The sequence below is a fragment of the Klebsiella sp. CSG-1 genome, assembly GCF_056521145.1.
Genome location: NZ_JBWNLD010000005.1, coordinates 113,859 through 134,151, shown reverse-complemented (window position 1 = coordinate 134,151; position 20,293 = coordinate 113,859). Strand labels below are relative to the sequence as shown.

Sequence of the window (20,293 nt, the reverse complement as noted above, 5' to 3'; positions counted from 1 at the left end):
CTATGGTGTCCTGAACACTGGTTTTCTGAGGAAGTGGCTACGATGAAAAAGAGACTAAGCGCCGCCGATATGCACGACGCCGAAGTGATTGCGCAAACTCCGTGGTTCAGCATGCGTAAAGTGGCCATCGATGTCACCGACGCCGAGCGCCGCGATTTTTACTCTGTCCATTACCCGCGTCCGGCGGTGGGGATTGTCGCCATGCAGCAGGACAAAGTGCTGCTGATCCGCCACTATCGGTATCTGATCGATAAGGTGGTATGGGCTATTCCGTCCGGCGGTATTGATGAAGGGGAAGAGCCGCGCGCGGCGGCCCTGCGCGAGCTACGGGAAGAGACCGGCTATCAGGCGAAACAGGCCACCGAAATTATCCGCTACAACCCCTCTTACGGCAGCAGCGACCAGCTGTTTATCACCTGGCTTGCGCGCGATCTGACGTATGTCGGAATGGATGAGGATCAGGATGAGGTGATGGAAACAGGCTGGTTTACCTTCGCCGAAATCAGCCAGCTGATCGCCCGCGGCGAGATGCCTGACGGGCTGTCGCTGGTGCCGCTGCTGCATCTGATGGCGCAGCAGCATAACGGTTTAGCGTAACGGTCTGAGCATCCGCCAGCGGAACCACAGCTGCGCCACCAGGATCAGCATACCGCCAATAATCTTTTGCAACGGCAGCTGTTCGCCGTACCACAACGCGGCGGCAATGACCGTCAACAGCGGCTCCAGCACCATGATAATCGCAGCGCTCGCCACCGCCGCGTACTTCTGCCCCTTCATTTGCAGGCCGAAACGCAGACTGGTGGCGATAACAATACTGGCCAGCAGCCAGCCGAAAGTGGGCAGCGTGAACGGCTGGTCCCAGGTTTCGACAGCGGCGGAGATCCCCAGCCCAACGACCCCGGTAATCGCCAGTTGCACGGTGGTCAGCGGGATCAGGGGCACATCGCGGGCGCAGCGGCTGGTGTAGCAAAACCAGATCGACTGCACCAGCGCGGTCAGCAGAAACCAGCCCTGGCTAGGGTGGAAGGCAATCGGCATATGCAGACTGAGCAGCCCGAGGCCGACGATCGCGACCGGCAGGCACTCCCAGTATGCCCGGGCCGGGCGTGTTTTCATCATCACCCATGCGGTGAGCGGCACAAACAGCATCGACAGGCTCATGATAAACGCCCCCTCGCCCAGCGAGGCGGTGGTCGAGACCGAGTAGATCCACAGACACAGGTTCAGCGCAAACCACAGCCCGCCGATCGTCATCTGCCGCCAGTGTCGCCTCTCAACGTGAAAGCCGCGACAAAACGGCAGCAGCAGCAGCGCCGCAAAAAAGAAACGCAGCCCGAGAAAGGCGAAAACCGGCATTCCGGCGATGGCTTCGCGAGAAAATATCCACCCACATGCGGCGATAACCGTAGCGGCTACCAGCAGTAAATCCGCCTGACGCTGCCGGACCATATTCACCTCTCCTTGTGTTGACGATTACCAGCCGGGAACCGCACCACCGTTAAAGATAGTCTCTGCCGCCTTTGCCACTTCCGGCGACTGATAGGACTGCATAAATTCCTTCACGTTTTCCGCGTCTTTATTCTCTTCGCGGGCCACGATGATATTCACGTACGGCGAGTTTTTATCTTCAATAAAAATCCCGTCATGCACCGGCGAGAGACCGGTCTGCTGAAGATAAGTGGTGCTGATAATCGCCACATCCACTTTCGGGTCGTCCAGCACGCGCGGCAGCTGCGCCCCTTCCAGCTCCATAATGTTCAGGTGACGCGGGTTGGCGGTGATATCGACCGCCGTAGGCAGCAGGCCAGTCCCTGCCTTCAGGGTAATCAGCTGCTCTTTTTGCAACAGCAGTAACGCGCGGCCCAGGTTGGTGGGATCGTTCGGAATGGCGATAGTCGCCCCGTCTTGCAGATCGGCCACTGATTTTATTTTGCGTGAGTAGCCCGCCATCGGAAACACGAAGGTGTTGCCGACCGCCACCAGATGGTAGCCGTGCGCTTTATTATCCTGCGCCAGGAACGGCCGGTGCTGGAAGACGTTAGCATCCAGATCGCCGGCGTTCGTCGCTTCGTTAGGCAGAAGCGAACCGCTAAAGCCCACCAGCTCGACATCCAGACCATATTTCTCTTTGGCGACCTTTTTAGCCACTTCCGCTACATCCTGTTCCGCGCCGTTGATGACGCCGACTTTAATGTGTTTCGCATCGCTGCCTTTCTGGTCGCAGCCTGCCAGCAGCAGACCCGCCAGCACCACGGCGGCGGCTGTCCGTAAACGCAATTTCATCATTTTTACCCTGTCAGTCCATAGAAGTCGTTATTATTTTTCGTCCGAAACTATAACGACTTTATGGTCAGGTTTTAAACTGCAAAAACAACAACCGGAAATAAAATCATCTACCGGTGTTTGGCTTCATGCGCCAGCAGCCCAGGCGTCGCCTGTTGCTGTTGTTGTGCGAAATCCATAATTCCTCCGGTTTGGTAATGATACGGCGGATGCTGGCCCGTGCGTCACAACCGGAAACCGGACGACAATGCTGTGTTTACGCCGCTGCAGCACCGGCCGTCACGACCAGCCTCGACGACACAGCCGCTTACCGACGCCGCCACTCCCCAGGCGTCACGCCATACAGTTTTTTAAACGCCTTCGAGAACGAGGCCTGCGACTGAAACCCACAGCGCCCGGCAATCACATCAAGGTTGGTCTGCCGCTCCACGCGCAGCAGGCGCGCAGCCATCGCCATCCGCAGCTGCGAAAGCCAGGCCTGCGGCGTGAGGTGATAAGCACGGGCAAAGTGCCGGGCGAAGGTCGCGCGCGATAAAAAAGCGCGGGCGGCCATGCTCTCCAGCGTCCAGGGCTGCTCCGGCGTCTCCAGCACCGCGAAAACAGCGGGCATCAGCCGTTCATCGCTCATCAGCCGCAGCAGCCCTTCCGGCGGCGCTTCGCTGCCCAGTAGCGTACGCAGCAACAAAACCAGCAGCGTGTCGCCGAGGCTACGCACGATAGCCCCGCCGCCGGGGCGCGCCATCAGGCTCTCCCGTACCAGCACGTTAAGCAGCAGCTCCAGCTCCGGGCACTCCGCCCGCTCATCGGTGTGCAGATGAATCAAGTCAGCCGGTTTCGCAAATAACCAGCTGACGTGCGGGCCGAAGTAAAATTCGCCGCACAGCATCTCCAGCGCATCGTGGTCGGTAGCGGTTCGGACCTCGGTCAGGGTCCCGTTAAAGCGGTGGGCGACGGGCAGAATCTGCCCCCACTCCACCAGACTTTCCATCAGATGCGGCGAGCCGTGCGGGAGCAAGATGACATCGCCCGCCCGCATCTGCCGGGTTTGCCTGCCGACCGTCAGCCGCCCCTCGCCACGCAACACAAAATGCCAGGGCACCACGCCGCTGCGCATCTGCTCATGCCCGGCCTGCCAGCGACCGCCAAACCGGCAGTGCAGATTCACTTCGCAGCGCGGCGCCAGCAGCGCCAACAGATGACTGAGACTGTCCATGCCACTCCTGAGACGATAAGACAAAAAAATGAGACGAAGAGCCTCAGTCTAGCACGCCGCCTGTCCCTAACATGTCGCCATTGCCACATCACACCCTCACAAACACAGGAGCACACCATGAGCCGTTTAGCTGATATTCGTGAACAAGACGTCACCGGTAAAGCCGCAGAAATTTTCGGTGCGATCAAAAAAGCGATGGGTAAAGTGCCCAATGCCTATCTGACCATTGGCGGTCATTCACCGGCGGCATTGCAGCAGGCGTTGGCGCATAACGCGATGCTGAGTAAAAGCAGCCTGAATGCCAAACAGCTGGAAGCGATTAACCTGGCCGTGAGCGAGGCCACCGGCTGCGATTACTGCCTGGCGGCGCATACCTTAATGGCGAAAAAAGCGGGTTACAGCGGCGAGCAAATCCATGCCCTGCGCCGCGGCGAGTTTACTGATGATGCCCGTCTCGATGCGCTGGTCAAGTTTGTCCAGACCCTGGTGCGCACTCGCGGTACGCTCCCGGAAGCCGACGTCAGCGCACTGCGTAACGCTGGCTTCGGCGACCAGCAGGTGATTGAGATTATCAGCGCGGTGAGCGCCATTCTGTTCACCAATATGGTGAACCGGGTGAATGATACGGTCGTCGACTTCCCGAAAGCCGATTAACCCGTCACATCGCCTGTTTATAGCCCCAGCTCGCTCAGCCCCGGATGGTCATCGGGGCGGCGCCCCTGGGGCCAATGGAACAGGCGATCCCGCGCGGCAATCGGCAGATCGTTAATGCAGGCGTAGCGGGTATGCATCAGGCCATGCTCATCAAACTCCCAGTTTTCATTGCCATATGAGCGGAACCAGCTGCCGCTGTCATCACACCATTCATAGGCGAAACGCACGGCAATACGGTTATCGTTCCACGCCCACAGCTCCTTAATCAGCCGGTACTGCTGCTCCTTTTGCCATTTTCGCGTCAGGAAGCCGATGATTTCCGCACGCCCATGGACAAACTCACTGCGGTTGCGCCACTGGCTGTCGGCCGTATAGGCCAGCGCCACTTTTTGCGCGTCGCGGCTGTTCCAGCCATCTTCGGCGGCGCGAACCTTTTGCAGCGCGCTTTCCCGGGTAAACGGCGGTAGCGGCGGGCGAACTTCGGTCATGGTCGTTCTCCTTTTAACGTTAACTGTTGTTGTAGCTTCAGATTTTCCTGCTCCAGCGCCTGGATACGCTGCTGCAGCGTCTGGCTGTACTCCGCCACCTGTCGGGCGCTGTAGCGCGGCGTTATGTGCTGCGGACAGTTCCAGTCAAACGCCTGCAGATGAAAGCGAAACAGGCGCTCCACCCGGGCGCGGTAATTGTCCGGCGTGACCCGAGCCAACAGCCCGGGATCATCGTCCTTCGCCAGCACCTCGACGGTGGCATAGATTTTCAGCCTGGCGCGGCGCGGGTAATCCATCAAAAACAGGCAGGCCCGGTCGCTGCCGCGCAGGTTGCCGGTGGTGATGTACTGCCGGTTGCCGCCAAAATCCGCCATCGCCAGGGTGGCGTCATCCAGCAGATGGAGAAAACCCGGCGGCCCGCCGCGATGCTGGATGTAGGGCCAGCCGGTTTGCGATAGCGTTGCCAGATAAAAACTGTCGCGGGTGGCGATCATCTCCTCTTCGCTGGCGCCGAAACGTTCTCCCCTGCGCTGGCGATACGGCGACTGCCACAGACCATCGCTTCCCATTTCATGTTGAACGTCCATCACATCAGGCGTGATGGCAATATCGAGAAAGTCCCCCGGCATAGATCCTCCGAACGCGCTGTGACTGCGCTCATCATGGACTCTGCCGCCATAAATGATAATACTGCGATACTGACAATCATCTTTCCGGAAAACGGGATAATTATGGATCGCTTGAGCGCCATGGCGCTGCTGATAAAAGTCACTGAACTGGGCAGCATGTCGGCGGCGGCGCGGGCGCTGAATACGCCGTTGACCACCATCAGCCGCCATATTGCCGAGCTGGAAACCACGCTCGGCGTGCGCCTGCTGCTCCGCACCACCCGCAAGCTGACGCTGACCGATGCCGGTATCGATTATGTCGCCGCAGCACGGCGGATTCTCGAAGAGGTTGACCAGGCCGAGCGCCAGGCGGCGGGGGAATATCAGCAGCCGAAGGGTGAGCTGACGATCGCGGCACCGACGATGTTTGGCCGACAGCATGTTTTGCCGGTTGTCACCGCTTTTCTCGCCCGTTACCCGCAAATTCGCGTCCGTTTGCTGCTCAGCGATCGTAATGCCGACCTGGTCGACGACCATATCGATCTCGCGGTGCGTATCGGTACGCTACCTGATAGCGGAATGGTTGCCACCCGCCTGGGCGAGATGCGTATTGTCACCTGCGCCCACCCGGCGCTGCTGGAGAAGCACGGATACCCGCAGCGCCCGCGTGAGCTGAGCACACTGCCGGCCATTGGCATTGAATCACCGATGCCCTATCGCGGCTGGCGGTTTAAGGCGCCGATGGCGGAAGACCGGCACGTAGTGCTCCAGCCGGTGCTCTGCGTGACCACTCCGGAAAGCGCCGCCGACGCCGCGCGACTGGGGGCCGGCGCGGCGCGCCTGCTGCACTACCAGGCCATCGATGGTCTGGCGTGCGGTGAACTGACGCTGATACTGGAAGCGATGGAACCGGAGCCTGCGCCGGTACACCTGCTGTATACCGCCCGCGGGCTGGCACCTCTTAAGTTGCGGAAGTTTATCGATTTCGCCACCCCGATGCTGCGCCAGGCGCTGGCGCGCATCGCGGCAACCCGCTAGCTCGCCACCGTTTTCAGCGGCGCCTCTTTCAGCAGCCATGAGAGCAGGAAAGCGACCGCCATGATGCAGGCTGCCATCAGGAATGCGGCATGAATCGCCGAGCCAAAGGCATCGAGATAATCGAGGCGGATCTCTGACGGCAGGTTCTGCACCGCGGCCGGATTCAGCGCCCGCGGCAGCGCCGTCCCTTCCGGCAGCAGACGCTGCAGGTTGTTTTGCAGAACGTGGGTGAACACCGCGCCGAACAGCGCCACCCCGATGGAACCGCCTATCGAACGGAACAGCGTCACGCCAGAGGTCGCCACGCCGTACATCTGCGCCGGCATGGCGTTCTGTACCGCCAGCACCAGCACCTGCATCACCAGTCCCAGGCCCATCCCCAGCACGGCGGTAAACAGATACAGCTGCCACATCGGCGAGTAAATGGTAATACGCGTCAGCAGCACCATCCCCACCATACCTGACAACGTGCCAAGAATCGGGAATATGCGGTACCGGCCAGTGCGGCTGATAATGCGCCCGCTGACGATCGACGTCATCAACAGCCCGCCCATCAACGGAATGAGCTGCATCCCGGCTTCGGTCGGCGTCGCCGCCTTCACCACCTGCAGATAGAGCGGCAGGAAGGTGACCGAGCCAAACAATGACATCCCGATGACAAAGCCAATCAGGCTGCACAGCAGAAAGCTGCGATTGCGAAAGAGGGAGAGCGGGATAATCGGTTCTGCGGCGATCCGTTCTTCATAAATAAAGCCGATAACCCCCACCACGCCGAAGGCGAGAATGCACCACAGCTGCGGGTCGTTCCACGCGCGCACGCTGCCGCCTTCAGAGGTGAAGAGAATGATACACAGCAGCGCCATACTCAGGTAAATCGCGCCCAGCCAGTCAACCTGATGCTGGCTACGTTTATTGCTGCTGTGGAAAACCGCGCCGATCACCAGCAGCGCAAACAGCCCCAGCGGCAGGTTGATATAGAAAATCCAGCGCCATGAAGCGTGCTGGACCAGGAAGCCACCGATGAGCGGCCCGATCACCGTCGCCAGGCCGAATACTCCGCCGAACAGCCCCTGATAGCGGCCGCGGTTGGCCGGTGGGATCACGTCGGCCACCGCCGCCATGCTGATCACCATCAGGCCGCCGCCGCCCAGCCCCTGTAGCCCACGCATCAGCACCAGCTGCGTCATATTCTGCGCGACGCCGCACAGCGCGGAACCGACCAGGAACAGCACGATCGCAACCTGGAGCACAATTTTGCGGCCAAACAGATCGCCAAATTTACCGTACAGCGGTACGACAATCGTCGAGCTGAGAATATAGGCGGTGACCACCCAGGAGAGCTTATCCAGCCCCCCAAGCTCACCAACAATCGTGGGTAGCGCCGTCGACACAATGGTCTGATCCAGGGCCGACAACAGCATAACCAGCATCAGCGCGCTAAACAGCAGACGGATCGACGGTGCCGGTTGGGTCGCGACTTGAGACGTCATCACATCACTCGCTTGAAATTAATTAAATGTATAATTAATATTTAGGGAAATGATGAATCCCGTCAAGAGAGGATCAAGAAATGGCCGCACAAAAAGACAATGATGTCCCTCGCCGCCCGGGCCGCCCGCGGGGTAAAAAACCCGGCACAGCCAGTCGCGAGCAGCTTATGGATATTGCGCTGATGCTGTTTGCCCGTCAGGGGATCGCCCATACTTCGCTCAATGCCATTGCCAAAGAAGCCGGCGTGACGCCGGCGATGCTGCACTACTATTTCAGCTCGCGGGAAGCGTTAGTAGACCAGTTGCTGGAAGAGCGCTTCATGCCTTTGCGCAGTGAGATAGGCCAGATTTTTATCGAACATCCGGAAGATCCGGTGACCGCTTTCACCTTGCTGATCGAGGCACTGGGGACGCTGGCGGAGAAGCACAACTGGTTTGCGCCGCTGTGGATGCAGGAGGTGATTGGCGAGATGCCGATACTTCGCCAGCATATGCACGCGCGCTTTGGCGATGATAAATACCACCGGATGCTGGCAACGGTGAAGCGCTGGCAGGAAGAGGGTAAACTCAACCCGGCCCTGTCGCCAGAGCTGCTGTTCACCACCCTGATTAGCCTGGTTCTGGTGCCTTTCTCCCGCCTGCGTACCGACACACGCTTAGCCTCCGTCTCCCGACAGACCATTGTCAGCCACGCGCTGACGCTGATCCGCCAGGGAATTGCCGGTTAAGCCACGCGCTATCGGCTGCCCGCCGGAGCTACAGCGCTTTCGACAGGTAGTGGCGCGCCATCCCGACGTGCGGAAAATCAGGAAGCGACATCTGCAGCTGATAGCCCTGCTTTTGATAAAACGGCAGGGCCTGGAAGCTGAAGGTATCGACCAGAACATGGCGACAGCCCTCCTCGCGCGCCTGCTTTTCCGCCGCGCGCATCAATTCGCCGCCCAGCCCGCTGCCGCGCGAAGCTTCACTGACCCACAAATACTCAATACAGAGCCAGTTGGCCTTTCTTTTGGCAATCAAACCGCCCAACATGACCCCGGCCTCATCACGGAAGTAGACGCCCAGGTCAGCAAACTGCGTCGCATCCAGATAGCGCAGGTTGTATTCACGTAATCCTGCCAGCAACTCCTCCTGATCCGCTGGATTAATACTTTTCGTTATAATCAATGCCATCGGTATTCTCCTTAATTCAATATTATGAAGATATCTCTGCGCTTACTTTCACAAAAAATACTTATTTTCTCCATTATTTCCTGTCTAAATTTTCCGGGCTTATTTTTAATTAAAAAAACCTTTCCATCATCCGCTGGAAACGTATAATGAAGGAAAAATGAGAATGATCATTCTCACTTTATGTCACCACGGAGAAAACCATGAGCAACGCCCTGGCCGCCCGGCAAAAGATCCGGCAGGATGAAATCATCGCTGCCGCACGTCACTGCTTTCGCCGTCATGGTTTTCACGGAGCCAGCATGGCGCAGATCGCCAGCGAGGCGAAGCTGAGCGTCGGGCAAATCTACCGCTACTTCGCCAATAAAGACGCCATTATTGCGGAAATGATCCGCCGCATCATCGATTATCGTATTGCCGAGATGGACGGAAAAACGCAGACGGACCAAATTCCGCGGCTGCTCGCCTGGCGACAGACCCTGGATGAAGATGATGACGCGCTGATGCTGGAAATGGCCGCCGAAGCGACCCGCAATCCGCAAATCGCGGCCATGATGGTGGAAGCCGACAAGCGCATGTTTGCCAACGCCTGCGCGCATATACGCAAAGCGCACCCGCATCTGAGCGACGAACGCATCCGCTGCTGCGTTGAGATCACCGCGGTGATGATGGAAGGGACGATTTACCGGCGTCTTGTTCCACAAACGGTGGCACCAGAAGTCCTCGAGAAACTTTATCGGGAAATAACCGCTATGTTGCTAATGGATAAATAATTAACTGCAATTAATAAACAGGGAATTTTAAATTCCCTTTTTGTCGTTTCCGTTTATCGGAAATGCGTCACCCGCTGGCCTGAACCCTGCTATTTAATTAGCGGGGAGGACGTCGTTCATCCTGAGAAAAATATAATGAAATATACCATAATCCCCATCGCAGCGGCCTTATTCATCCTGAGCGGATGCGATAATGCCCAAACATCAGCCCCACCACAGATGACGCCGGAAGTGGGCGTCGTCACGCTGAAAAGCCAGCCCGTTTCCGTGATCAGCGAACTGACCGGTCGTACCACGGCCTCACTCAGCGCCGAAGTGCGTCCGCAGGTGGGCGGCATCATTCAAAAACGCCTGTTCACCGAGGGCGATAGGGTAAAAGCCGGCCAGGCGCTGTATCAAATCGACCCCGCCAGCTATCGCGCAGCCTATAACGAAGCCGCCGCCGCGCTCAAGCAGGCCCAGTCGCTGGTGACATCCGACTGTCAGAAAGCCCAGCGCTACGCGGCGTTGGTCAAGGACAACGGCGTTTCCCGTCAGGATGCCGACGATGCTATCTCCACCTGCAATCAGGACAAAGCCAGCGTGGAGTCGAAAAAGGCGGCGCTGGAGAGCGCGCGGATTAACCTGAACTGGACCACCGTTACCGCGCCGATTGCCGGACGGATCGGCATCTCTTCCGTCACCCCCGGCGCACTGGTTTCCGCCGACCAGGATACCGCCCTGGCGACGATCCGTGGGCTGGACACCATGTATGTCGATCTCACCCGCTCCAGCGTCGATCTGCTGCGCCTGCGCAAACAAGCGCTGGCGACCAACGACAATACGCTTAGCGTGTCGCTGACCCTGGAAGATGGCAGCACCTACAGCGAAAAAGGGCATCTGGCGTTGACCGAAGTGGCGGTGGACGAATCCACCGGTTCGGTCACGCTGCGCGCAGTCTTCCCCAACCCGCAGCATGTCTTGTTACCGGGAATGTTCGTGCGCGCCCACGTCGATGAAGGAGTGATGGACGATGCGATCCTGGCGCCACAGCAAGGCATCACCCGTGATGCCAAAGGCAATGCCACCGCGCTCGTCGTCGATAGCAACAGCAAAGTAGAGCAAAGGGAAGTCGAAACCGGTGACGCATACGGCGACAAATGGCTGGTGGTGAACGGCCTGAAAAGCGGCGATAAGCTGATCGTTGAAGGCACCAGCAAAGTCGCTGCTGGCCAACAGGTCAAAGCCGTCGAAGTCAACAATGACGGAGGCAACGCCTGATGTTTTCCCGCTTCTTTGTGCGTCGCCCGGTTTTCGCCTGGGTTATCGCCATTCTGATCATGCTCGCCGGGGTGCTCGCCATCCAGACGCTGCCGGTGGCGCAATATCCTGACGTCGCCCCTCCGGCGGTAAAAATCTCGGCCACCTATACCGGGGCCTCTGCGGAAACCCTGGAAAACAGCGTCACTCAGGTCATTGAACAGCAGCTGACCGGGCTGGATAACCTGCTCTATTTCACCTCCACCAGCAGCTCTGACGGCTCGGTAGATATTACCGTCACCTTCGAGCAGGGGACCGACCCGGATACCGCCCAGGTGCAGGTGCAGAACAAAGTCCAGCAGGCGGAATCACGCCTGCCGAGCGAGGTGCAGCAGTCCGGCGTCACGGTAGTGAAATCGCAAAGTAACTTCCTGCTGATCCTCGCGGTGTACGATAAAAATAACAAAGCCACCAGCTCCGATATCTCCGACTGGCTGGTCAGTAACATGCAGGACCCGCTGGCGCGCGTTGAGGGCGTCGGTAGCCTGCGCGTTTTCGGCGCAGAATACGCGATGCGTATCTGGATGGATCCAACCAAACTGGCCTCCTACGCGCTGATGCCTTCCGATGTACAAACGGCGATTGAAGCGCAGAACGTGCAAATTTCCGCGGGCAAAATCGGCGCGCTGCCGTCATCCAGCGCGCAGCAGCTGACCGCCACCGTCCGCGCCCAGTCGCGGCTGCAAACCGTCGATCAGTTCAAAAACATTATCGTCAAGAGCAAGTCAGATGGTTCGGTGGTGCGTCTGGGCGACGTCGCTCGCGTTGAGATGGGCAGCGAAGATTACACCGCCACCTCAAACCTCAACGGCCACCCGGCCGCCGGTATCGCGGTGATGATGGCCCCGGGCGCCAACGCGCTGGATACCGCCACGCGCGTGAAAAGTAAAATTGCTGAATATCAGCGGCAGATGCCGCAGGGCTACGATATCGCCTATCCGAAAGACAGCACCGAGTTCATCAAAATCTCGGTTGAAGATGTTATTCAAACGCTGTTTGAAGCCATCATTCTGGTGGTTTGCGTGATGTACCTGTTCCTGCAAAACTTCCGCGCCACGCTGATTCCGGCGGTGGCGGTGCCGGTCGTGCTGCTGGGGACCTTTGGCGTGCTGGCGCTGTTCGGCTACTCCATCAACACCCTGACCCTGTTTGCGATGGTACTGGCCATCGGCCTGTTGGTGGATGACGCCATCGTGGTGGTGGAAAACGTCGAGCGTATTATGCGCGACGAGGGCCTGCCCGCCCGTGAAGCTACCGAAAAATCGATGGGCGAAATCTCCGGGGCGCTGATCGCGATTGCGCTGGTGCTGTCGGCGGTATTCTTACCGATGGCCTTCTTTGGCGGCTCGACCGGCGTGATTTATCGCCAGTTCTCGGTGACCATTATCTCGGCGATGATGCTGTCGGTGGTGGTGGCTCTCACCCTAACGCCGGCGCTGTGTGGCGCGCTGCTCTCCCACTCTAAGCCGCATACCAAAGGGTTCTTCGGGGCGTTTAACCGCCTGTGGGGCCGTACCGAACAGGGCTATCAGCATCGCGTGCTCGGCGGGCTACGCCGCTCTGCCATGATGATGGGCGCCTTTGTGCTGATCTGCGGCACCATGGCGCTGGCGATGTGGAAGCTGCCGGGAAGCTTCCTGCCGGTAGAGGATCAGGGTGAAATTATGGTCCAGTACACCCTCCCGGCGGGCGCCACCGCCGTGCGTACCGCCGAGGTACGTCGCCAGGTGACCGACTGGTTCCTCAGCAAAGAAAAAGCCAATACCAACGTTATTTTCACCGTCGATGGCTTTAACTTCAGCGGCAGCGGACAAAACGCCGGGATGGCCTTCGTGTCGCTGAAAAACTGGTCCGAGCGTAAAGGCGCCGAGAACACCGCCCAGGCCATTGCCCTGCGCGCCACCCGGGATCTGAGCAGTATTCGCGACGCCTCGCTGTTTGCCATGACCCCGCCGTCGGTGGACGGTCTGGGGCAGAGCAACGGCTTTACCTTTGAACTGATGGCCAGCGGCGGCACCGATCGCGATAGCCTGATGAAAATGCGCAGCCAGCTGCTGGCTGCCGCCAACCAAAGTCCGGAACTCCAGTCGGTCCGCGCCAACGACCTGCCGCAAATGCCGCAGCTGCAGGTCGATATCGACAATGACAAAGCCGTTTCCCTGGGACTGTCGCTGAGCGATGTCACCGACACGCTCTCCAGCGCATGGGGCGGCACCTACGTCAACGATTTTATCGATCGCGGACGCGTGAAGAAGGTTTACATCCAGGGAGAAAGCGACGCCCGCGCCGTGCCGTCCGATCTCGGTAAATGGTTCGTACGCAGCAGCAATGACAGCATGACGCCGTTCTCCGCCTTTGCCACCACCCATTGGCAATATGGCCCGGAAAGCCTGGTGCGCTACAACGGCGCCACGGCCTTCGAAATCCAGGGTGAGAATGCCTCCGGCTTCAGCTCGGGTGCGGCAATGGAAAAAATGGAGGCGCTGGCCAACATCCTGCCGGCAGGCACCACCTGGGCATGGAGCGGCATGTCGCTTCAGGAAAAGCTGGCCAGCGGGCAGGCCATGAGCCTGTATGCCATCTCGATTCTGGTGGTGTTCCTGTGTCTCGCCGCGCTGTATGAAAGCTGGTCGGTCCCCTTCTCGGTGATCATGGTGATCCCGCTGGGCCTGCTCGGCGCGGCGCTGGCGGCGTGGATGCGCGATCTGAGCAACGATGTCTACTTCCAGGTCGCACTGTTGACCACCATCGGTCTGTCGTCGAAGAACGCCATCCTGATTGTTGAATTTGCCGAAGCGGCGGTCGATGAGGGCTATTCCTTGTCGCGCGCGGCGCTACGTGCGGCGCAAACGCGTCTGCGTCCTATCGTGATGACCTCGCTGGCGTTTATCGCCGGGGTCCTGCCGCTGGCGGTAGCGACCGGCGCCGGGGCCAACAGCCGCGTGGCGATCGGGACCGGTATTATCGGCGGCACCCTGACCGCAACGCTGCTGGCAGTGTTCTTCGTTCCCCTGTTCTTTGTGCTGGTGAAGCGTCTGTTCACCCGCCAACGCCCTACTCAGGAGTAAGTTATGTTTCGTTTGACCCTGGTTTTTGTTGCGCTCCTGACCGCAGGCTGTGTTTCCCTCGATCCGGACTATAGCCGCCCGGCGGCGCCGGTTCCCGCGACGCTCCCTGGCGCTCACGGTGAAGCCACTGCGGTGGTCGGCAGCTGGCAGCAGGTTGTCAACGATGCGCGGCTGAAAAAAGTGGTCAGCATGGCGCTGACCAGCAACCGCGATCTGCAGAAAGCGATTGCCGACATTGAGGCCGCTCGGGCGCAGTATGGCGAAACCCGCGCATCGCTGTTCCCCACCGTTGACGCCGAACTGAGCCATACCCGCAGTAAAACTGTCGCCAGCGGCCTCACCTCATCCTCAGAGGCCGACGGCGCGGTCTCCAGCTTCGAGCTGGATCTGTTTGGTAAGAATCAGAGTTTATCGCGGGCGGCACGGGAGACCTGGCTTGCCAGCGAATACACCGCGCAGAATACGCGCCTGACGATGATTGCCGATCTGACCACCGCATGGGTCACGCTCGCGGCGGATAACAGCAATCTGGCGCTGGCCCAGCAGACCCTGGCCAGCGCAGAGAACTCACGCAAAATTGTTGCCCGCCAGATGGCGGTAGGCACCGCTTCCGCAGGCGACCTCAGCGATGCCGAAAGCGTTTACCAGCAGGCGCGTGCCAGCGTCGCCAGCTATCGCACCCAGGTGGCGCAGGACAAAAACGCGCTCAATTTACTGGCCGGTGAAACCGTGCCCGACAGCCTGCTGCCCGGTACCCTGGAAAGCCTCGGCGACCACAGCATTAGCCTGGTACCGGCCGGCGTATCCTCGTCGGTGCTGCTCCGCCGCCCGGATATCCAGGAAGCGGAACATAACCTGAAGAGCGCCAATGCGGATATCGGCGCGGCGCGGGCCAATTTCTTCCCGACCATCTCCCTGACCGCCAGCGCTGGCGTGGGCAGCGATGCGCTATCTTCCCTGTTCAGTCACGGAATGCAGGTGTGGTCGTTCGCCCCGTCGATCAGCCTGCCGCTGTTTACCGGCGGCAGCAATCTGGCCCAGCTGCGCTACGCGGAAGCGGAGAAAAAGGGATTGATCGCCACCTACGAGAAGAGTATCCAGAGCGCCTTTAAAGACGTGGCCGATGCGCTGGCGCGCCGGGAAACGCTGAGCGAGCAGCTGGATGCCCAGCGCCAGTACGTCGCCGCCGAGCAGACGTCGCTGGATATCGCCATGAAACGCTATCAGACCGGCGTCGGCGATTATCTGTCGGTCCTGACCGCCCAGCGCACGCTGTGGTCGGCGCAGGCGACGCTGATATCGCTGCAACAAACCGATCTGGAAAACCGCATCACGCTCTGGCAGTCGCTGGGAGGCGGCGCCAGCTAAATCAATATCAACCGGGCGACAACGCCCGGTATGCTAAAGGAGTTTTTATGCCGCGCATCTCCCTCTCCTGGGCGTTAATTCTCGGCCTGTTAACCGCCATCGGTCCGCTGTGCACCGATTTCTATCTGCCCGCGTTGCCGGATATTACCCGGCAGCTGAATGCCACCGGCACGCAGACCCAGTTCTCGCTAACCGCAGCGCTGATTGGTCTTGGTCTCGGCCAGCTGTTTTTTGGTCCGCTCAGCGACCGCATCGGGCGTAAAAAACCGCTGGTGCTCTCGCTGCTGCTGTTTATTTTCTCATCGGCGATGTGCGCCGCGACCGACGATATTCATCTGTTGATCGGCTGGCGTTTTCTGCAGGGCTTCGCCGGTGCGGGGGGGTCAGTGCTCTCCCGTTCGATTGCCCGCGATAAATATCAGGGCGCCCGACTGACCCAGTTTTTCGCCCTGTTGATGACAGTCAACGGCATCGCCCCGGTGGTGTCGCCGGTGATTGGCGGCTACATCATTACCGCGTTCGACTGGCGAATTTTGTTCTGGACGATGGCCGGGATCGGCGGCGTACTGCTGCTCCTGAGCCTGACGGTGCTACGCGAAACGCTACCGGGTAAAGATCCGGCCACGACGCATCAGCAGAGCGACATCCCGGTGCTGAAAAACCGCCCCTTTATGCGCTACTGCCTGATTCAGGCTTTTATGATGGCCGGACTGTTCTCATACATCGGCTCGTCGTCGTTCGTGATTCAGAGCGAATACGGCATGACGGCCCTGCAGTTCAGCCTGCTGTTTGGCGTAAACGGCATTGGACTGATTATCGCCGCGCAGATCTTCTCCCGCCTCTCGCGCCGCTATAGCGCCGATACGCTGCTGCGCGGTGGCCTGAGCCTGGCGGTCCTGTGCGCAGTCATCACCCTGTTTCTCGCCTGGCAACACCTGCCGCTACCGGCGCTAATCGGCCTGTTCTTCACCGTGTCGTTCATGAGCGGTATCAGCACCGTTGCCGGCTCAAAAGCGATGAGCGAGGTCAGCAGTACGCAATCGGGTACCGCCTCGGCGCTGATGGGGACCCTGATGTTTGTCTGCGGCGGCATCGCGGCGCCGCTGGCCGGACTCGGCGGTGAAACGATGTTGAAAATGAGCCTCGCCATGACCATCAGCTATCTGATCGCCCTGTTCTTCGGCCTGCAAAAAAACCACTCGACCCGTTAAGCGCTAATGCAGTAATAAAATATTCCAATTTTGTTACTGCATCACTTCCCGACCTGCCTACAAATCTCTTATTATCCGTTGAGTATTAATCGTGATAACCTTCACATGATTGGAATAATTAATTCCTTAGAATCTGGCTTAACTGTGATTGAAGAGGTTTGTGTATGAGTATCGACCTGAGCGCGCTGCTGACCGAGCGCCGCAATGCCAATAGCGCCAATATAGACACCCTGTCCACCGTCGAGATGCTGACGGTTATTAACCAGGAAGACCAGCAGGTGCCCCACGCGATCGCCCCCTATTTACCGCAAATCGCTCAGGTCGTAGATAAAGTGGCCGCGGCGTTACAAGCCGGTGGACGCCTGATTTACATTGGCGCCGGGACCTCCGGGCGCCTGGGGATCCTGGATGCCAGCGAATGTCCGCCGACTTTCGGTACCCGTCCGGAGCAGGTGGTCGGGGTGATTGCCGGCGGCCATAAAGCCATTCTCAGCGCCGTGGAAAATGTGGAAGATAACAAAGCGCAGGGCGCCATGGACCTGCAAAATCTTAACTTCAGCAACCGCGATGTGCTGGTTGGCCTGGCCGCCAGCGGACGTACGCCGTACGTCATTGGCGCCATGGAGTATGCCCACAGCCAGAACGCCTTTGTGGCCATCGTCAGCTGCAACCCGCACGGTGAAATGGCCCGTCTGGCCGATGTGGCCATTACCCCGGTCGTGGGTCCGGAAGTGGTCACCGGGTCTACCCGTCTGAAAGCGGGAACCGCGCAAAAGCTGGTGCTGAACATGATCTCCACCGGTGCCATGATCCGTATTGGTAAGATTTACAGCAACCTGATGGTTGACGTTGAAGCGACCAACGCGAAGCTGATTGAGCGCCAGGTCTCGATCGTTATGGAAGCAACCGACTGCGATCGCGCCACCGCGCAGGCCGCGCTGGACGCCTGCGATCGCCACTGTAAAACCGCCATTGTCATGGTGCTGGCGAATCTGAACGCTGCGGAAGCCCAGTCCCTGCTGGCGCAAAATAACGGTTTTATCCGCCAGGCGCTGAGCAACACCTAAGCGCCGACAACCCGGTAACGTGCAATGGCAAAAATAAATAAAGAGATGATAGCGCGGATCCTGACCCATGTTGGCGGGGCCGCAAACGTCGCCCAGGCGGGGAACTGTATGACCCGCCTGCGTTTAACCCTACGTGATGAGCAGCTCGCCGATAGCGCCGCCATCCGCCAGATTGAAGGGGTGATGGGGGTTATCGTCAGCGATGAGCAGTTTCAGGTGGTGCTCGGCCCCGGTAAAGCGCAAACCGCAGCGGAAATGATGAACGGACTGCTGGAAGAGGCGCCGGCCGACGCGCCGTCTCTGGCGGAGGTGGCGGCAGAGAAAAAACAGGCGCTGAAAAGTAAGCAAACCAGCGGCGTGCAGAAGTTTCTCGCCAAATTCGCCACTATTTTTACCCCGCTGATTCCCGGTTTTATCGCCGTCGGTCTGCTGCTCGGCTTCGCGACGCTGGCAGAACAGATGTTTGTGCTGGAGAACGCCCATCCCAACGCCTCCCTGGTGGCGCTAATTGGCTACATGAAAGTCTTCAGCAAGGGGATGTTCACCTTCCTGAGTATCCTGATCGGCTATAACGCGCAGAAGGCGTTTGGCGGTTCCGGAGTCAACGGCGCCATTATCGCTTCGCTGTTTGTCCTCGGCTACAACCCCGAAGCCACCAGCGGGTTCTTCTCCGGGATCACCACCTTCTTCGGCCACGGCATTGACCCGCGCGGCAACATTATCGGCGTGCTGATTGCCTCGATTCTCGGTGCGTGGGTGGAAAAGCAGGTACGCCGCGTGATGCCGGCCAACCTCGATATGATCCTGACCTCGGCAGTCACCCTGCTGATTATGGGCGCGGTGACCTTTACGGTGATTATGCCCATCGGCGGCTGGTTGTTTACCGGGATGTCGTGGCTGTTCCTCCATCTCAACGGCAACCCGTTTGGCTCCGCGGTGCTCGCCGGTCTGTTCCTGCTGGCGGTGATGTTCGGCGTCCATCAGGGCTTCGTGCCGGTCTATTTTGCGCTGGTCGATGCGCAAGGATTTAACTCACTGTTCCCGATCCTGGCGATGGCGGGAGCCGGGCAGGTTGGTGCCGCGCTGGCGCTGTACTGGCGGGCGAAGCACGGCTCGATGCTGCGGACCCAGATTAAAGGGGCGATCATTCCCGGCTTTCTCGGTATCGGCGAACCGCTGATTTATGGCGTAACCCTGCCGCGCATGAAGCCGTTTATCACCGCCTGTATTGGCGGTGCCTGCGGCGGCTTTTTCCTCGGTCTGATCGCGTGGCTGGGCCTGCCGGTAGGGCTGAATACGGTCTTTGGCCCTTCTGGCCTCGTGGCGCTACCGCTAATGACCTCCGCGAGCGGGATCTACGCTGGCATGGCGGTTTACGCCGCAGGTCTGGCCGTTTCCTACCTCTGCGGCTTCGCCTTTACCTGGCTGTTCGGCAGTAAAAACGTCGATTTGAGCTAACGCCAAATCACCCCGGGGTCCCGGCCATCGCCACCACGCCGGGCCCCACCATTTCCTGCCCGCCTGCGCGCGTCAGCTCATGCTATGATGCGCCCTTTGCAATATTTCATTCGAGGAAAAGATGGGCTCCAGCAAAAAAGGGATGCTGAACGTACTGATAGCCGCGGTGCTATGGGGCAGTTCTGGCGTTTGCGCGCAGTACATTATGCAGCAAAGCCAGATGTCATCGCCGTTTCTGACCATGACGCGTCTGCTGTTCGCTGGCCTGATTCTCCTGATGCTCGCTTTTGTGCACGGCGACAAAATTTTCCGCGTCCTGCAAAACCGCAAAGATGCCTTCAGCCTGCTGTTCTTCTCGCTGTTTGGCGCGCTGACCGTGCAGTACACCTTCCTGATGACCATCGAGAAATCGAACGCCGCGACCGCAACGGTGCTGCAGTTCCTGTCGCCGACCATTATCGTCGCCTGGTTTGCGCTGGCCCGCAAAACACGACCGGGGCCGCTGGTGCTGGCCGCCATCGGGACCTCGCTGGCCGGTACGTTCCTGCTGGTCACCCACGGTAATCCCACCACGTTGTCCATTTCGCCGTCGGCGCTGCTCTGGGGGGTGGCGTCGGCCTTTGCCGCCGCGTTTTACACCACCTGGCCGTCAACGCTCATCGCCCGATACGGCACCCTGCCGATCGTCGGCTGGAGCATGCTGCTGGGCGGGGCAATGCTGCTGCCGTTCTACGGCGGTCAGGGCACCCACTTTGTCGTCAATGGCCGTCTGCTGCTGGCGTTCTTCTATCTGGTGGTGATCGGCACTTCGCTGACTTTCAGCCTCTATTTAAACGGGGCACAGAAAATTGGCGGCGCGAAAGCGGGGATTCTCAGCTGCGCCGAACCGCTGAGCAGCGCGCTGCTGTCGCTCATGCTACTGGGCATCACCTTTACGCTACCGGACTGGTTCGGTACTCTGCTGATTCTGTCCTCTGTGGTGCTGATCGCCGTGGATTCCCGACGTCGGGTTCGGGTAGCATAGATCTGATTTTAAACAACTTAACTTCCTGATAATTTGCGTGTTTCGCATCCTGCGCATATAGTTGACTGAAGCTACTATTTG

19 protein-coding genes are annotated in these 20,293 nt (G+C 59.2%); 12 read left to right on the top strand and 7 right to left on the bottom strand.

From position 1 onward, the window contains the following. Nucleotides 1–42 precede the first annotated feature (42 nt). Complete coding sequence (locus AC007G_RS13935) at nucleotides 43–597, top strand: NUDIX domain-containing protein (RefSeq protein ID WP_032697025.1); 555 nt, start codon at nucleotides 43–45, stop codon at nucleotides 595–597. Here the strand turns inward: AC007G_RS13935 and AC007G_RS13930 are convergent. The 3 genes from AC007G_RS13930 to AC007G_RS13920 all read right to left on the bottom strand — a co-directional run bounded on the left by AC007G_RS13930 (nucleotide 589) and on the right by AC007G_RS13920 (nucleotide 3,496). Continuing rightward, complete coding sequence (locus tag AC007G_RS13930) at nucleotides 589–1,449, bottom strand: DMT family transporter (protein ID WP_032690233.1); 861 nt, start codon at nucleotides 1,447–1,449, stop codon at nucleotides 589–591. The genes AC007G_RS13935 and AC007G_RS13930 overlap by 9 nt on opposite strands. 24 nt (nucleotides 1,450–1,473) lie before the next feature. Then, complete coding sequence (gene nlpA / locus AC007G_RS13925) at nucleotides 1,474–2,283, bottom strand: lipoprotein NlpA (protein ID WP_032690232.1); 810 nt, start codon at nucleotides 2,281–2,283, stop codon at nucleotides 1,474–1,476. Between the two features lie 307 nt (nucleotides 2,284–2,590). Beyond that, on the bottom strand, nucleotides 2,591–3,496 hold the full coding sequence (locus tag AC007G_RS13920) for an AraC family transcriptional regulator (RefSeq protein WP_142630246.1): 906 nt from the start codon (nucleotides 3,494–3,496) through the stop codon (nucleotides 2,591–2,593). A gap of 117 nt (nucleotides 3,497–3,613) precedes the next feature. On the opposite strand from AC007G_RS13920, the gene AC007G_RS13915 reads away from it, so the two are divergent. Further along, nucleotides 3,614–4,150, top strand: a complete 537-nt coding sequence (locus AC007G_RS13915; protein WP_032697028.1) for a carboxymuconolactone decarboxylase family protein — start codon at nucleotides 3,614–3,616, stop codon at nucleotides 4,148–4,150. Nucleotides 4,151–4,167: 17 nt separating this feature from the next. Here AC007G_RS13915 and AC007G_RS13910 read toward each other — a convergent pair whose 3' ends face one another. Next, nucleotides 4,168–4,638 (bottom strand): nuclear transport factor 2 family protein, encoded by a 471-nt coding sequence (locus tag AC007G_RS13910; protein ID WP_032690229.1) that lies wholly within the window; start codon nucleotides 4,636–4,638, stop codon nucleotides 4,168–4,170. Next, nucleotides 4,635–5,267 (bottom strand): pyridoxamine 5'-phosphate oxidase family protein, encoded by a 633-nt coding sequence (locus tag AC007G_RS13905; protein WP_032697029.1) that lies wholly within the window; start codon nucleotides 5,265–5,267, stop codon nucleotides 4,635–4,637. The genes AC007G_RS13910 and AC007G_RS13905 overlap by 4 nt, the downstream gene beginning before the upstream one ends. A 102-nt stretch (nucleotides 5,268–5,369) precedes the next feature. On the opposite strand from AC007G_RS13905, the gene AC007G_RS13900 reads away from it, so the two are divergent. Continuing rightward, nucleotides 5,370–6,284, top strand: coding sequence for a LysR family transcriptional regulator (locus AC007G_RS13900; RefSeq protein WP_142630244.1), 915 nt, complete (start codon nucleotides 5,370–5,372; stop codon nucleotides 6,282–6,284). Here AC007G_RS13900 and AC007G_RS13895 read toward each other — a convergent pair. Then, nucleotides 6,281–7,774, bottom strand: a complete 1,494-nt coding sequence (locus AC007G_RS13895; RefSeq protein WP_032690226.1) for an MDR family MFS transporter — start codon at nucleotides 7,772–7,774, stop codon at nucleotides 6,281–6,283. The two genes, AC007G_RS13900 and AC007G_RS13895, sit on opposite strands and share 4 nt — an antisense overlap. Nucleotides 7,775–7,854: 80 nt before the next feature. Between AC007G_RS13895 and AC007G_RS13890 the strand changes: the two genes are divergently transcribed. Further along, entirely contained in the window at nucleotides 7,855–8,502 is a 648-nt protein-coding gene (locus tag AC007G_RS13890; RefSeq protein WP_032690225.1) for a TetR/AcrR family transcriptional regulator, read from the top strand. A gap of 28 nt (nucleotides 8,503–8,530) precedes the next feature. Here the strand turns inward: AC007G_RS13890 and AC007G_RS13885 are convergent, their stop codons facing one another. Further along, entirely contained in the window at nucleotides 8,531–8,947 is a 417-nt protein-coding gene (locus tag AC007G_RS13885; protein WP_032690224.1) for a GNAT family N-acetyltransferase, read from the bottom strand. Between the two features lie 200 nt (nucleotides 8,948–9,147). Between AC007G_RS13885 and AC007G_RS13880 the strand changes: the two genes are divergently transcribed. The 8 genes from AC007G_RS13880 to AC007G_RS13845 all read left to right on the top strand — a co-directional run bounded on the left by AC007G_RS13880 (nucleotide 9,148) and on the right by AC007G_RS13845 (nucleotide 20,212). Continuing rightward, nucleotides 9,148–9,717, top strand: coding sequence for a TetR/AcrR family transcriptional regulator (locus AC007G_RS13880; RefSeq protein WP_047663604.1), 570 nt, complete (start codon nucleotides 9,148–9,150; stop codon nucleotides 9,715–9,717). A 135-nt stretch (nucleotides 9,718–9,852) separates the two neighbouring features. Then, nucleotides 9,853–10,977, top strand: a complete 1,125-nt coding sequence (locus AC007G_RS13875) for an efflux RND transporter periplasmic adaptor subunit (RefSeq protein WP_032698520.1) — start codon at nucleotides 9,853–9,855, stop codon at nucleotides 10,975–10,977. Continuing rightward, entirely contained in the window at nucleotides 10,977–14,084 is a 3,108-nt protein-coding gene (locus tag AC007G_RS13870) for an efflux RND transporter permease subunit (protein ID WP_142630242.1), read from the top strand. The genes AC007G_RS13875 and AC007G_RS13870 overlap by 1 nt, the downstream gene beginning before the upstream one ends. 3 nt (nucleotides 14,085–14,087) lie before the next feature. Further along, entirely contained in the window at nucleotides 14,088–15,452 is a 1,365-nt protein-coding gene (locus tag AC007G_RS13865; RefSeq protein ID WP_142630240.1) for an efflux transporter outer membrane subunit, read from the top strand. 47 nt (nucleotides 15,453–15,499) lie between these two features. Then, a complete protein-coding gene (locus AC007G_RS13860; protein WP_032690220.1) occupies nucleotides 15,500–16,663 on the top strand; it encodes a multidrug effflux MFS transporter in 1,164 nt (387 codons plus the stop codon). A 164-nt stretch (nucleotides 16,664–16,827) separates the two neighbouring features. Continuing rightward, nucleotides 16,828–17,730 (top strand): N-acetylmuramic acid 6-phosphate etherase, encoded by a 903-nt coding sequence (murQ, locus tag AC007G_RS13855; RefSeq protein ID WP_032697033.1) that lies wholly within the window; start codon nucleotides 16,828–16,830, stop codon nucleotides 17,728–17,730. A 24-nt stretch (nucleotides 17,731–17,754) separates the two neighbouring features. Next, on the top strand, nucleotides 17,755–19,188 hold the full coding sequence (murP, locus tag AC007G_RS13850; RefSeq protein ID WP_032690218.1) for a PTS N-acetylmuramic acid transporter subunit IIBC: 1,434 nt from the start codon (nucleotides 17,755–17,757) through the stop codon (nucleotides 19,186–19,188). Between the two features lie 121 nt (nucleotides 19,189–19,309). Continuing rightward, nucleotides 19,310–20,212 (top strand): EamA family transporter, encoded by a 903-nt coding sequence (locus tag AC007G_RS13845; RefSeq protein ID WP_479466615.1) that lies wholly within the window; start codon nucleotides 19,310–19,312, stop codon nucleotides 20,210–20,212. Nucleotides 20,213–20,293: the final 81 nt, after the last annotated feature.

Excerpts from the sequence above, each read along its gene's own strand:
- AC007G_RS13880 (WP_047663604.1), top strand. The coding sequence starts at position 9,148 with ATGAGCAACGCCCTGGCCGCCCGGCAAAAGATCCGGCAGGATGAAATC.
- AC007G_RS13915 (WP_032697028.1), top strand. The coding sequence starts at position 3,614 with ATGAGCCGTTTAGCTGATATTCGTGAACAAGACGTCACCGGTAAAGCC.
- AC007G_RS13885 (WP_032690224.1), bottom strand. The coding sequence starts at position 8,947 with ATGGCATTGATTATAACGAAAAGTATTAATCCAGCGGATCAGGAGGAG.
- nlpA (WP_032690232.1), bottom strand. The coding sequence starts at position 2,283 with ATGAAATTGCGTTTACGGACAGCCGCCGCCGTGGTGCTGGCGGGTCTG.
- AC007G_RS13865 (WP_142630240.1), top strand. The coding sequence starts at position 14,088 with ATGTTTCGTTTGACCCTGGTTTTTGTTGCGCTCCTGACCGCAGGCTGT.
- AC007G_RS13910 (WP_032690229.1), bottom strand. The coding sequence starts at position 4,638 with ATGACCGAAGTTCGCCCGCCGCTACCGCCGTTTACCCGGGAAAGCGCG.
- AC007G_RS13890 (WP_032690225.1), top strand. The coding sequence starts at position 7,855 with ATGGCCGCACAAAAAGACAATGATGTCCCTCGCCGCCCGGGCCGCCCG.
- AC007G_RS13860 (WP_032690220.1), top strand. The coding sequence starts at position 15,500 with ATGCCGCGCATCTCCCTCTCCTGGGCGTTAATTCTCGGCCTGTTAACC.
- AC007G_RS13930 (WP_032690233.1), bottom strand. The coding sequence starts at position 1,449 with ATGGTCCGGCAGCGTCAGGCGGATTTACTGCTGGTAGCCGCTACGGTT.
- AC007G_RS13845 (WP_479466615.1), top strand. The coding sequence starts at position 19,310 with ATGGGCTCCAGCAAAAAAGGGATGCTGAACGTACTGATAGCCGCGGTG.
- AC007G_RS13935 (WP_032697025.1), top strand. The coding sequence starts at position 43 with ATGAAAAAGAGACTAAGCGCCGCCGATATGCACGACGCCGAAGTGATT.
- AC007G_RS13920 (WP_142630246.1), bottom strand. The coding sequence starts at position 3,496 with ATGGACAGTCTCAGTCATCTGTTGGCGCTGCTGGCGCCGCGCTGCGAA.
- AC007G_RS13905 (WP_032697029.1), bottom strand. The coding sequence starts at position 5,267 with ATGCCGGGGGACTTTCTCGATATTGCCATCACGCCTGATGTGATGGAC.
- AC007G_RS13870 (WP_142630242.1), top strand. The coding sequence starts at position 10,977 with ATGTTTTCCCGCTTCTTTGTGCGTCGCCCGGTTTTCGCCTGGGTTATC.
- AC007G_RS13875 (WP_032698520.1), top strand. The coding sequence starts at position 9,853 with ATGAAATATACCATAATCCCCATCGCAGCGGCCTTATTCATCCTGAGC.
- murP (WP_032690218.1), top strand. The coding sequence starts at position 17,755 with ATGGCAAAAATAAATAAAGAGATGATAGCGCGGATCCTGACCCATGTT.
- AC007G_RS13895 (WP_032690226.1), bottom strand. The coding sequence starts at position 7,774 with ATGACGTCTCAAGTCGCGACCCAACCGGCACCGTCGATCCGTCTGCTG.
- AC007G_RS13900 (WP_142630244.1), top strand. The coding sequence starts at position 5,370 with ATGGATCGCTTGAGCGCCATGGCGCTGCTGATAAAAGTCACTGAACTG.
- murQ (WP_032697033.1), top strand. The coding sequence starts at position 16,828 with ATGAGTATCGACCTGAGCGCGCTGCTGACCGAGCGCCGCAATGCCAAT.